This window comes from Clostridium neonatale (assembly GCF_900465025.1).
GTDB classification, from domain to species: Bacteria; Bacillota; Clostridia; order Clostridiales; family Clostridiaceae; genus Clostridium; species Clostridium neonatale.
This window is the reverse complement of sequence record NZ_UICR01000002.1, coordinates 92,510-104,301: the sequence shown is the minus strand read 5'-3', so window position 1 is coordinate 104,301 and position 11,792 is coordinate 92,510. Positions and strand designations below refer to the sequence as shown.

Genomic DNA, 11,792 nt, shown 5'->3' with positions numbered 1-11,792 from the left:
ACAATTTAATATTGTACATAACTCTTATCATTTGTTATAGTGTCAAGTAGGATATGCAACGAAATATAAGGAGGAGTATAGGAATGAAGAATAATTTGAATTTTTTTGTTAAAGGGGATACTAAAAATGACTTTAGATATCTTAATATAGATACATGCTATAAGTACTATGAAGAATTTGCTAAATCTTTAATATATAATCTTCATCCAACTAATAATCCATTTAATAAAAAAATGTTAAAAAATCTATCTTTCGAATATTTATGGAAAGATAGTGTAAATGCTGGAAGTTCAGAAGAAAGCATGCTAGATAGAATCACTGTAAATGAAGGAACTATTATAAAAATCTATAATTTTTTCTACAAACTAAATACTAGAACAAATACTATTAGTACTATTATACCAGCTAAGCCACGTAGAGAGATAAGATGTAACATAAGTTATAATAATGAAAATAAACTAGCCAAGCCTATTAATACAGAGTTAATTTTATCAGATGATATTAATAGAAATAATATTGCAGAATATATGTCTATGTTTGCAGTTAAATTTCTAGTATCACATGAAATTGGTCATGCTTATAATGGTCATACAAAATACTATCTAGAGGTTCGCAAAAAAATAGATGATTTTGTTAAGAATAATGCTCCAGTTTGTGATATAGAAAAACTATATTTGGATTTACAAACTATGGAGATGGATGCGGATACATTTGCTATAAATAGAGTTATTGAAGAAGTAGCGAATTTATTAAAAAAGAGAGACAAGATATTTAGTATTATAAAAAACGAAAAAGATATTTTGAAAATAGTTAAATATTCAATTCATGGTCTACTATATGTGTTTAGAGATTATGACACCAAGCTATATAGATTAAAAGAACATCCACCGGCTTTGGTTAGAGAAAGCATGATTTTAGGATCAATAAAAGCTGCACTTAAAGGGAATTATGGATATAAAATTACTGATGAAGAATGTTACGCAGATATTGGTGAAATAGAAAAATTAATATGTAGTTCAGAACAAAAAAGAAATGATAGATATATTCGATATATAAAGCAATTCGCTGATGAAGCAGCTTTATATTCAGAAAAAATTAATAATAATTGGAAAAACAATATATGTTATAAAATTAAATCAGAATCGAGGCTACCAATTGAAAATATTGATTACTAGTTGTGAATTCTATTGAACTTCATGTGATGAGCTATAGAATTAAGAAGGCTTATTTATTAACTTTTTATTATTCATATAATTGGACGTGCCATGATGATTCTAATTAGGTAGTTATAATAATTGTAAAATGCATGATTTTAGTTGAGTTATATAATTAAATGATTAATAAACAAAGGTATTAATAAAAAAGGAGATTAAGGATGATTACATTAGCTAATTATAAATCTGTAGAAACAACTGATGGCATCAAAATATTTAGATATGATACAGTATTTCAATCTGAAAGAGGTCCTGGTAATGTGATAGGGCTAATTTATATGATGAATCCTGGAGATGCAAGGACTGAATCAGATAAGTTATTTCAGAAACTTTCAACTTCTGAATATGAAACTAAAGAGCCTGTGATTACTAAGTCTGATAAAACGATGAACAAAGTGATAAGGCTAATAAAAAAGGCATATAAAGAAAATAATATTATCCTTCCAGATAAGTATACATTTCATGTGGAGAATCTGTTTAATATTAGAGAGAAAAAAAGTGATGAAGCTAAAAAGTTAGCAAAAAAGTTGTCTGATGTTGATGAGCTAATGTATAAATCACGAGATTTAAAAGATTCATATCAATTTGTTTGGTTAGCGTGGGGAAATATCAATATTCAAATAAATAAACAAAAACAAATATTAGAGAAATATACTAATGCAATTGTTGTTCGTAAATTTAATTGTAAAGGTGAGTTAAGAAATGTAGAATATCCAATTCATCCTTTATATATGAATTCAGAGTATTTTTTAGAAGAAGCAAAAGGAAAAATAGAATTACAATTTTAACTGACCATTATTCATAGCAAATTATACGAAGTTAGGCAGAAAAAAACTCAAACTTTGATTTTAGCTTGAGTTTAAAAGTTACAGAAGTCCGCCTAACTTTGTATAATTACAATAGCACGAAACCGCGGAAATACAAGCAGTTATTATGGGGATTGAATAACCTCACATCTACTAATTTTAGAAGATAATTTAAAAATTAAATTTAAAAATATAGATATAAAGATACAAAAAATCATAAAATATTGTAAACTAGGCATAGTTTCCCCCTCCCCATTATAAGACACATTACAAATGTTATGAAGTTTTGATAATTGTAGGAGGAGAGTTACAAAATGTAATAGACCTACTAAGTTTGTTTGAACCGCAGTTAGGACATTTTGATAAATCTCTGCCTGTAATTTCTTTAATTAGTTCAAGAGTTGGAATTTTATGTCTAAGTAAAATAGGGGTATTAGTAAGTTGTTTACAAATATTCAGCTTTGCAGTTTTATTCCGATTACCTAGCAAACCGTAGTGCCTAATTTTCATAAATCCACTTGGAAGTATATGAATAAGAAATCTTCTAATAAATTCATCAGCAGAAATAGTCATTACCTTATACTTATTTTTGTCTTTATAATCACGCCATTTAAATGTGACAGTGCCATTATCAATGCTTAGAATACGAGTGTTTGATATGGCAACTCTATGTGTATATCTACCTAAATATTCGACGACGCAGGCAGCATCTTTAAAAGGTGGTTTACAGTAAACAATCCACTCTTTAGAATAGGTAGCTGAAAGCAATTTTTCGAATTCAGATTCATCTGAAAGATAATTTTGATTCCCATGAAATTCAAGCTTATTTTCATAGTATAATTGTTTAAGATAATACAAAAACTTACCTCTAAATTTGCGAGAAAGTACTTTAACTGGTATAAAAAATTTTTTTCTGCTGTTTATCCATTTTCCTGTTGAAGACAATCCCCCACCTGGTACAATGCAGTGAATATGTGGATGATGCATAAGGTTTTGTCCCCAAGTATGTAGAATTGATGTAAAACCAAGTTTTGCACCAAGGTATTTTTTATCTGAGGATAATTCAGACAAAGTTTCAGAAGTAGCCTTGAATAAAAGAGTATAGAGCTGTCTTTGATTTTGATATATTATGGAATTTAAAGTATCTGGAATAGTGAATACGACATGGAAATAGCCTACGTTAAGTAAATTGGATTTTTGATTGTAAATCCAACGTTCTTTAGCAAGAGTCTGGCATTTTGGACAGTGCCTGTTACGGCAGGAGTTATAAGAAATCTGAGTATTTCCACAGCTATCACAGATATCTACATGCCCACCTAAATGTGAAGTTCTACATTTACGTATTGCAGATATAGCCTTATGTTGAACAAGGGTAATCTTATGATTATCCAAATAATCGTCACCGTATTCCATTAATATATCTTGAACCTCAACCATTAGTTTTCTCCGTTTCTGTCAAGAAATCTAGAGGGCTTTGTACATTTAAGGATTGAATTTTAAGTAAATGCAAATAAAAGCACGTAGAGCTTATATCTGAATGTCCAAGTAATTGTTTAATATGAAATATACTTATTCCAGACTCAAGTAAATGTGTAGCGAAACTATGCCTTAAGCTATGAACGGTAACTTTTTTCGAGATATTAGCTTTTTCTATGTATTTGTGGAATATATTTTGTACAGCCTTAGAAGTTATATGTGTTCCAGTGTTGACTCTGCTATAAAAAAGCCATTCTTCTGGACGATAAGCTTTCCAATAAGTTCTTAGAATTTCAAGATTAGCTTGCGAAAGCAAAGCATAGCGATCTTTAGAGCCTTTGGCATTGCGAATAAATAACTGCATTTTTTTACTATCAATGTCAGTAACTTTTAAACTAGCAACTTCACTAAGCCTTAGCCCAGCACCATAGAGAGTCATTAATATACATTTATCTCTAAGATTATCACATGCATCAAAAAGGCATTGGATTTCACTTTTAGTAAGTATTTCTGGAAATTTACGTTGCCTGCGGTGGCGAGGGATTTGTTTGTAGTTCAAAGTAGTATTTAAAGTTACACCATATAAGAATCTAAGACCACTATTGTATGAATTTACACTTCCGGAAGTAAGACCTTTTTCTGTTGAAAGATAATGAAGGAATTTTCTAATATCTTTTTCGTCAAGTTCAGTAGCGGATTTGTTAAAATGATCTTGAAAAATTTTAACTTTAGTATAGTATTCAGCTTGGGTATGTTTGCTTAGACCTCTAAGCTCCACATCAAATTTCAACTTTTCTAAGACTTGTTCTTTTGTCATAATTAAAACATCTCCTTTAAAATTAGAATTATCTATATATTAAAGGATTTATAGAAAAAATAAACTGTTATAATTAAAATATGAGAACTAAATAAGTGAAAACATATATTACCACCGCGCTAGCGGTTTAGTGCTATTCATATAATACGAATCAAAACTATTAATATTAAATAAATAGAAAAGAAGGAAATAGGAGGATAACAATGGGATTTATGGATTTACTCAAAGCGAAAGAAAATAAACAATTGAAAGCAGAAATTGAAAAATTACATTCACTGTGTACACCAGAAATGTTAGATGCTAAAAAAATACTTGATTACATAGATGAATTAAACATAAAAAGAGATAATTTAGAAAATAAAGTTTCAGAATTAGACAATAAGATATTAAAATTAAATAATGATATTGAAGCAAAAAAGAAAGAATTAATACTTCTTGAAGAAGAAGTGCTAATGCAAGAATTTGGATTATATACACCTAAATATGATTTTGTAACATCTGATGAATATAAAGATAAGTTAGATGAAATAAGAAAAAATCAAAAAGAAATGATTAAAAATAAAAGTGCAGTTAGTTATTCTGAAAATTGGACTGTTGATGGAAGCAAGGCTAAAGGAAAAAAGATGACTAATGATAATATTAAACAAATTTTGAGAAGTTTTAATACAGAATGTGAAAATGCTATAGATAAAGTCAAATTTAACAATATTGATAACATGAAAAAAAGAATAGAAAAATCATTTGAAGCCTTAAATAAGCTCAATGTAACAGTATGTGTTCAAATAAAAGAAGAATATCTTGATATTAAAATTGAAGAATTATATTTAGCATATGAATATCAAGTTAAGAAACAAGAAGAAAAAGAGGAACAAAAACGTATCAGAGAAGAATTACGTGAAGAAGCAAGATTGCAGAAAGAATTAGAAGAGGCTAAAAAGAATATAAATAAAGATATAAAACACTTTGATAACGCGCTTAAATCAATATTATCACAATTAGAGGCTGGGGATTTAGAAGAAGAAAAAAGAAAAGCTTTAATCGATAAAAAAGTTGAATTAGAAGAGCAACTAGAACAATTAAATAATAACTTGAAGGATATTGATTATAGGCAAAATAATCAAAAAGCAGGTTATGTTTATATTATTTCTAACATAGGTGCATTTGGTGAAAATGTATACAAGATTGGTATGACTAGAAGATTAGATCCACAAGAGAGAGTAGATGAATTAGGTGATGCATCGGTACCTTTTGATTTTGATATACATGCTATGATTTTTTCAGATGATGCACCAGCTTTAGAAAATTCACTTCATAAAGCATTTGATAGTAAAAAAGCTAATATGGTAAACAAAAGAAGAGAATTTTTTAATGTAACACTTAAAGAAATTGAAGAAGTAGTTAAAGCTAATTATGATAAAACAGTTGACTTTAAGAAAATACCAGATGCTGAACAATATAGAGAATCAATTAAGATGAAAGAAGTTCTTTTATGAAGAGTTTAAGTCTTTGGTGAAAGTTCTTCATTATCCACTTAAAATGCTTATTCGTGATACTTCAAAACTAGATGAAAAAGAATTTAAATATGTAGCTAATTCATTAACACATATTGATTTTCTTCATTTTTAGAAAAATAGATAAAGCACCTGTTTTAGTAGTAGAAGTTGATGGTTATGCTTTTCATGCCAATAATCCTAAGCAGCTAGAGAGGGACAGAATGAAAGATGGAATTTTGGAGAAATATAATATACCAATATTGAGGCTTCCTACTAATGGAATTGGGGAAGAAGATATATTAAAAGAAAAATTGGTTAAAGTACTTGGTAATTAATATTTATATTAAAGTAAATCTGACTTAGAAAAATTTCTATGTGTTAGATTTATTTTTGTTTAAAAAAGAATCACAATTCACAAAACACAAAATATGGTTAAAAAGTAATTATTATGTTATAATTTGGGTATTATGTCACTATTATAGAAATTTAATTAAAATATAATTACTGAAAGTGAGTTAGATATAAGATGGGGTTTATTTCGAATTTATTAAATGTGGAAAGTGCAGATTTTAAAAGTATTTCAAAGCCCACAGCAATAAAAGAATTCGTAGAAGAAAATGATAATTTAAACAGATTATATGAGTTACTAGCAAAGTTAAAGAATGATTCTAAAAAGATAATAGTAAATAAAGAAATAAAAGCTATGAAGAGAGGACTACAAGGTGAAAGAACAGCTGATTTTGAATTAAGAAACTGTATGACTCCTTTTTTATATTTGCATGATATAAGACTTGAGTATGATAATTTAAATGCTCAAATTGATTATTTGCTAATAACTAAAAAATATATTTGTGTAATCGAAACAAAACAGCTTTTAGGAGATGTAAATATAAATGATGATGGAGATTTTATAAGAGTTTATAAAAATAAGAATGGTTATGAAAATAAAGAATGCATGTCAAGTCCAATTGAGCAAAATAAAAAACATGTAAATTTAATCAAGAGAATTCTTAAGGATGTTTTTGACTGCGATAATGTACCAATAAAATCTCTTGTTATAATGGCTAATCCAAAAGCAATAATAAGAAAAAAATATGCACCAGAAGATATACAAAACCAAATAATAAGAGCTGAAAAATTAGGAAATTATATTGAGGAGTTAGAGAATAAATTTAACAAAGCTGTTTTTAAAGAAGAAGTAGCTTTTAAAATAGCAAATTATTTTAAGGAAAAACATACACCAATAAACATAGATTATGAAGCAAAATTTGCGATAACTGAAGAAGATTATTCTGAAGCTGATGCTGCTATAAAGACACCTAGAATAGATTATGAACCTTCAAGTGAAATGGAAGAAATAGAAGCATATGATAATAATATAGAAGATAAATAGCCTTTATTAAATGAAGATGATGATGAGCTTTTAAAAAAATTAAAATTATATAGAAATGAAAAAGCAAAAGAAGAAGGATATAGTGGGCTAAAATATCATTATGTATTTTCAGGAAGCACAATGAGTAGTCTTGTAGAAATAAAACCAAAAACTACAGAAGAATTATTTAAGGTTAAAGGATTAGGTGAAGTAAAGATTAATAAATATGGTAATGATATTTTAAATATTATAAAAGAACATGTTTTAAAAATAGTCCATTTAAATGAGGAAAATTTAAGTGAAACATGTACTGATAATGAAGAGCAAATAAGAAATAAATTAAAGAAATTTAGATTAGAAACAGCTAAAAAAGAGCAAATAAAACCATTTATGGTTTTTAAAGACGATCAAATTGAGGAATTAATTAATGTGAAGCCTAAAAATAAAGAGCAGCTTTTAAAAGTAAAGGGATTTGGTGAAATTAAAGCTCAAAAGTATGGGGAAGAAATTATTAATATAATAATTAATAAAAATGAAGATTTTATATCTAATAGTTAGAGCGTAGAAAATCATTAATTTTAAAAGAATATCTGATGAATGCTTTAGATTAAAAGAACTTCTATGACATAGATAAGAAGAATAGAGTTTTTCAATAATATTGATGATGAAGTGTATTCTGCAATAAATAAAATAAAAAGTTCATTAAATTCATTTAATTATTATTTAGGATTTTTACAAGAAATCAAAGAATTATCAAAAAGTGAAGAATTATTAATAAATACAAAAGTTCATGAATTTATAAAAATGATAGAAATAAAAAGTATGAGCAAAAGTTGTAAAATTCCTGTTTTCCTTGCTTTTTACAATGATGGAAAGGTGAAGATGGAAATTGATGAAGATGATGTTTATCCTGTGATAGGTTTATGTGATGTATTAAAAGAATATATTAAGGATAAATATTTTATAGATGAATTTATTGATTCGGTGGAATATAGGAAGCTTAGGTATTATGAGGAGAGAAATTTAGAGATTGAAAAATAAGAATTTGGTTACTGAATGTGATTTATAATTATTTTTTATACAATTATAAATTATATGGTAAGTTGAAGTATATAAATAATATATTTTTTAATAAAATAGAGCAGAGTGAACTTTTATTTCATCCAACTATGATAAGATCTTTTTAAGATAGAAATTTCTAATAAATTTACATATTATAGGGATGGGGTATTTATGGAATATTATTTTAAAGATAGATTTAAAATATTTAAATTAGTTGGAAAATTACATAAGAAGATTATTTTGTATAGCGCTAATTATAAAAATCATATTAAGCTCAAGCATCCAGAAATGACAATGAGGAAGATTGAAGTAATTTTGAATTCTCCTGATTATGTATATAAGTCATCTTGGAGCAGTAAAACATATTATTATGAAAAAATTATTGGAAATGAAACATACAGAGTAGTTATTGAAACCTATAAGAAACATATTAAATGTGTTGTTACAGCATATAAAGTTTCGGAAGAAGAAAGATTTACAGCAAAACATGCATATTGTGTATATGATAAAGATACATTTATGGAATATGAAGATATACAAAAAGAATTAGAAGATGACAAAGAGTATTTTTATAGATTATTTAATATAGCTGAGTAAATAATTGAGGTGTTTTGGAAATGAATGAATGATTAAAGATTTGTCATTACAACTGTTTTGTAATAATGTAGTTAAAATTGTGAATAGAAATATATTTAATCATACATTTTAAAATTTCAAGTAATGTTTATTACAAAACTTATTATGTATAAGTGAACTTAAATTTTATTCTACTATAAAATGCTATTTAAGGAGAACAGTATAATGAAACAAAATTTTTGTGAAAATGCTATTAATACATTTATATCAATAAACAACTCTAATAATCAAGGAAGAAGAGAATTAGCAGATAAATTTGGAGTTACTGAAAGAACTATAAGTAGTTATGTTAAATACCTAAAAGAAGAACTAGGTGTAGAAATGATATGGGATAAGAAAAGTAAGAAATATGTAGTAGAAGATCAAGGTATATTCAAGGAAATAATTAATAACAGTAAACTTGAGGCAATGGATATATGGTTTATTTTGATTATACTATTAAGATCACAATATATACTACCGACTAAAGTTAAAATAATAAAAAAGGAATTGTTAAAATCTGTTGGTAGCAAAGAAAAAGCTGAAATGGAAAAATTGTTCGCGTTTGAAAAGACGAATCATTTAGAGGAATATTATCATGAGGATATTTTAAAAAATATCTATACTGCATTTATAGATAAGAAGAAAATCAAATTGTTTTATAGAAGATCTAGTGACGATATACGTCAATACATTATTGAGCCACAGAACATAACATTTGATAATGGACGAGTATATCTTATAGCATTAAATGAGAATAAGGAAAATAGAACATATAGGCTAGATAGAATAAAACACATAGAAGTATTAAGGCAAGATAAAGAAGAATTTGATTTTTCACTTTCAAATTATCTTTCTAAATCCTGGCGTATGTTTGGAGGTAAAGAAGTTAAAATAGTAGTTAAGTTTAATAAAAAAACAGCAAAAATAATTAATGAGAAATTAGGAAGAAATAAAAAAATAATAAAAGAAGAAAATCAGTATGTTACATATGAATTTATAGCTTATGGAATAGATGGAATGTGTATTGAACTACTAGGGCTTGGTGATGGGTTTGAGGTTTTGGAACCAGTTGAACTTAGGAATAAGATTTATGATATAGGGAAAAGAATAATGGAAAATCATAAGAATTAGAAAAATAGGTTACATATATTTAAATATAATACTTGCAAATAATGAATAAAAGGGAATGCTAATTAAAATTTTTAAAAGTATAGGAGATTTAATATGGAAATAAAAGAAATAAGATATAGGGTCAGTTCAAGTACATCTATAACACCAAGTATTAATTTGAAAGAAGAAAAATCATTAGATATTTATGAATATGATTCGTATTGGCAATATGTATATATTCATATTCTAGGAAGCACAAAGGATAAAGAATTTGATGATTTTGAAGATATTGAATTAGGATTTATGCAAGGCACTTATTTTAAAATTGATGATATGGATAATGAAGGGATATGTAAATTTGACATTTTTGATAGCATATCTCAAGAAACTTACGACGTATATACTAATTTGTTTAATTCAGATGATAGTGAAAAGGAAGGAGTTATTGGAATTAATGGCAATGTATTTTCAATCGATAGAATTTATATAGAAAATCAATATAGAAATTTTGGAATAGGAACAAGAGTAATAACAGATTTAGAAAAAATACTTCAATACTCATTGAATTGTACAATAGGTAATTTTATTTTATTGCCAAGTGCTATTGAAAAGGTTGATGATGAGTTAAAACAAATTATTGATAATGAAGAATATGTTGTTTTAACCAAGCGATTACAAAAATTTTATAAAAGTATCGGATTTAAAAAAATACATAAACGAGAGCATATGTATTTTAATACAGACTATATAATGAAAGGCACTAAAGAGTAGATTCAATAATTTTCATTTGGAGGTATTTAATTTTATGTTATATGATAGAAAGATTATGGGAGAAGTAATTAACAATTGTGATATAGAATTACCTTTTATTGAATATAAAGCTAGTATATATGATGAGATAGTAAAATATTTGTCAGATAATAATTGTAGTGAAGGTGCAATATTGGTAAATAACATTAAAGAAAAAATAGATAATTATGCTATATCAATAAAAGATGATTTAGATGAAATAGAACATATATGCATAGAACTTTCAGAGATCATTAAAAAGATGTATAGTGAGAAAAAAGAGATTCTGAAAAATATAATCATTAACAATAGAAATATTTTTATAAGTAAGGAAGAAGGAAGATATAGTTTTATATATTCAATTGGATTTGATGAATACAAAATGCAATATAAATACGGTGTTATAAAGGGAAATATAAATAAAGGAAAATTTTATGATATAAAGAGAAAAATAGGATTTTCTAATGATAGTAATTTAGAACAATATGCTGATTTCAAAAGTTATTTTAAAAGTATATTGGATGATTTTGATAATTGTAAAAATATTGAATCGCTGGAGTTTTTAAATAATAATGTTACTAATGAATTATCAGAGTTATTTTATACAGATAATTTATCTGAATATTTAATTAAAAACAGCGATGAAATATTTAGGTTGACTGGGATTGATGGGATAGAAATAATCAAAGAAATATATAAAGCTTATGATATTAAAAAGGTCAAAATTAAGCTTATTACTAATGGATATTCAATTGAGGATAATAGATTAATAGAATTAATAAGAACCAAACGTTCATATATTAAACTCTTAAGTAAGCTCAATAAATTAGATGATCCTGATGATATTGAAATTAAAGATATTTATGATGAGACTATTGATAAAGAAAGTAAGAAGGTTGAATTTTTGATGAAAGAACTTAACATAAGTTCGGGGGAATTGGAGATAGCAATTGATAAGGTTAATTCTACAACTTAAATAGGAGGAGTTAATTTATAATAAACATTTAATGTATTTGAAAGAGTTGATATTGGAGG

General features: G+C 26.2%; 13 protein-coding genes and 1 pseudogene. 12 read left to right on the top strand and 2 right to left on the bottom strand.

Annotation, left to right across the window (positions count from 1 at the left end; all coding sequences use genetic code 11):
- Nucleotides 1–83 precede the first annotated feature (83 nt).
- Both CNEONATNEC86_RS12035 and CNEONATNEC86_RS12030 read left to right on the top strand, forming a co-directional pair.
- Complete coding sequence (locus CNEONATNEC86_RS12035) at nucleotides 84–1,175, top strand: hypothetical protein (protein WP_159136100.1); 1,092 nt, start codon at nucleotides 84–86, stop codon at nucleotides 1,173–1,175.
- A gap of 200 nt (nucleotides 1,176–1,375) precedes the next feature.
- Nucleotides 1,376–2,002 carry a DUF1643 domain-containing protein gene (locus CNEONATNEC86_RS12030; protein ID WP_159136099.1) on the top strand — a complete coding sequence of 209 codons (627 nt, stop codon included), beginning with the start codon at nucleotides 1,376–1,378 and terminating at the stop codon, nucleotides 2,000–2,002.
- Nucleotides 2,003–2,296: 294 nt separating this feature from the next.
- On the opposite strand, the gene CNEONATNEC86_RS12025 is transcribed toward CNEONATNEC86_RS12030, so the two are convergent.
- Nucleotides 2,297–3,457, bottom strand: coding sequence for an IS91 family transposase (locus tag CNEONATNEC86_RS12025; RefSeq protein WP_125148297.1), 1,161 nt, complete (start codon nucleotides 3,455–3,457; stop codon nucleotides 2,297–2,299).
- Nucleotides 3,450–4,313, bottom strand: a complete 864-nt coding sequence (locus tag CNEONATNEC86_RS12020) for a tyrosine-type recombinase/integrase (RefSeq protein WP_125148298.1) — start codon at nucleotides 4,311–4,313, stop codon at nucleotides 3,450–3,452. Before CNEONATNEC86_RS12020 ends, CNEONATNEC86_RS12025 begins: the two co-directional genes overlap by 8 nt.
- A gap of 203 nt (nucleotides 4,314–4,516) precedes the next feature.
- Here CNEONATNEC86_RS12020 and CNEONATNEC86_RS12015 point away from each other — a divergent pair, with 203 nt between their 5' ends.
- From CNEONATNEC86_RS12015 to CNEONATNEC86_RS11975, 10 genes and pseudogenes are all read left to right on the top strand, one after another.
- Nucleotides 4,517–5,806: an SNIPE associated domain-containing protein gene (locus CNEONATNEC86_RS12015; protein ID WP_159136098.1), complete on the top strand. Its 1,290-nt coding sequence runs from the start codon at nucleotides 4,517–4,519 to the stop codon at nucleotides 5,804–5,806.
- Between the two features lie 113 nt (nucleotides 5,807–5,919).
- Entirely contained in the window at nucleotides 5,920–6,141 is a 222-nt protein-coding gene (locus tag CNEONATNEC86_RS12010) for a DUF2726 domain-containing protein (RefSeq protein WP_230131963.1), read from the top strand.
- A gap of 191 nt (nucleotides 6,142–6,332) precedes the next feature.
- On the top strand, nucleotides 6,333–7,199 hold the full coding sequence (locus CNEONATNEC86_RS12005; protein ID WP_159136097.1) for a nuclease-related domain-containing protein: 867 nt from the start codon (nucleotides 6,333–6,335) through the stop codon (nucleotides 7,197–7,199).
- 33 nt (nucleotides 7,200–7,232) lie between these two features.
- A pseudogene (locus tag CNEONATNEC86_RS21830) lies at nucleotides 7,233–7,418 on the top strand (HRDC domain-containing protein); the annotation flags it as partial.
- Nucleotides 7,395–7,736, top strand: coding sequence for an HRDC domain-containing protein (locus CNEONATNEC86_RS12000; protein WP_230131965.1), 342 nt, complete (start codon nucleotides 7,395–7,397; stop codon nucleotides 7,734–7,736). The pseudogene CNEONATNEC86_RS21830 and the gene CNEONATNEC86_RS12000, both read left to right, overlap by 24 nt.
- A 111-nt stretch (nucleotides 7,737–7,847) precedes the next feature.
- Entirely contained in the window at nucleotides 7,848–8,219 is a 372-nt protein-coding gene (locus CNEONATNEC86_RS11995; RefSeq protein WP_159136095.1) for a hypothetical protein, read from the top strand.
- A gap of 192 nt (nucleotides 8,220–8,411) precedes the next feature.
- Nucleotides 8,412–8,837, top strand: a complete 426-nt coding sequence (locus CNEONATNEC86_RS11990) for a helicase (RefSeq protein WP_159136094.1) — start codon at nucleotides 8,412–8,414, stop codon at nucleotides 8,835–8,837.
- A 204-nt stretch (nucleotides 8,838–9,041) separates the two neighbouring features.
- A complete protein-coding gene (locus CNEONATNEC86_RS11985) occupies nucleotides 9,042–9,989 on the top strand; it encodes a helix-turn-helix transcriptional regulator (protein WP_159136093.1) in 948 nt (315 codons plus the stop codon).
- A 93-nt stretch (nucleotides 9,990–10,082) separates the two neighbouring features.
- Nucleotides 10,083–10,739, top strand: coding sequence for an N-acetyltransferase (locus CNEONATNEC86_RS11980; RefSeq protein WP_159136092.1), 657 nt, complete (start codon nucleotides 10,083–10,085; stop codon nucleotides 10,737–10,739).
- Nucleotides 10,740–10,773: 34 nt separating this feature from the next.
- The gene (locus tag CNEONATNEC86_RS11975; protein ID WP_159136091.1) at nucleotides 10,774–11,733 is read left to right on the top strand and encodes a hypothetical protein; all 960 of its coding nucleotides are present in this window, start codon (nucleotides 10,774–10,776) and stop codon (nucleotides 11,731–11,733) included.
- Nucleotides 11,734–11,792 lie beyond the last annotated feature (59 nt).

Coding starts and splice junctions, on each gene's coding strand:
- CNEONATNEC86_RS12035 (WP_159136100.1), top strand. CDS start 84: ATGAAGAATAATTTGAATTTTTTTGTTAAAGGGGATACTAAAAATGAC.
- CNEONATNEC86_RS12030 (WP_159136099.1), top strand. CDS start 1,376: ATGATTACATTAGCTAATTATAAATCTGTAGAAACAACTGATGGCATC.
- CNEONATNEC86_RS12025 (WP_125148297.1), bottom strand. CDS start 3,457: ATGGTTGAGGTTCAAGATATATTAATGGAATACGGTGACGATTATTTG.
- CNEONATNEC86_RS12020 (WP_125148298.1), bottom strand. CDS start 4,313: ATGACAAAAGAACAAGTCTTAGAAAAGTTGAAATTTGATGTGGAGCTT.
- CNEONATNEC86_RS12015 (WP_159136098.1), top strand. CDS start 4,517: ATGGGATTTATGGATTTACTCAAAGCGAAAGAAAATAAACAATTGAAA.
- CNEONATNEC86_RS12005 (WP_159136097.1), top strand. CDS start 6,333: ATGGGGTTTATTTCGAATTTATTAAATGTGGAAAGTGCAGATTTTAAA.
- CNEONATNEC86_RS11990 (WP_159136094.1), top strand. CDS start 8,412: ATGGAATATTATTTTAAAGATAGATTTAAAATATTTAAATTAGTTGGA.
- CNEONATNEC86_RS11985 (WP_159136093.1), top strand. CDS start 9,042: ATGAAACAAAATTTTTGTGAAAATGCTATTAATACATTTATATCAATA.
- CNEONATNEC86_RS11980 (WP_159136092.1), top strand. CDS start 10,083: ATGGAAATAAAAGAAATAAGATATAGGGTCAGTTCAAGTACATCTATA.
- CNEONATNEC86_RS11975 (WP_159136091.1), top strand. CDS start 10,774: ATGTTATATGATAGAAAGATTATGGGAGAAGTAATTAACAATTGTGAT.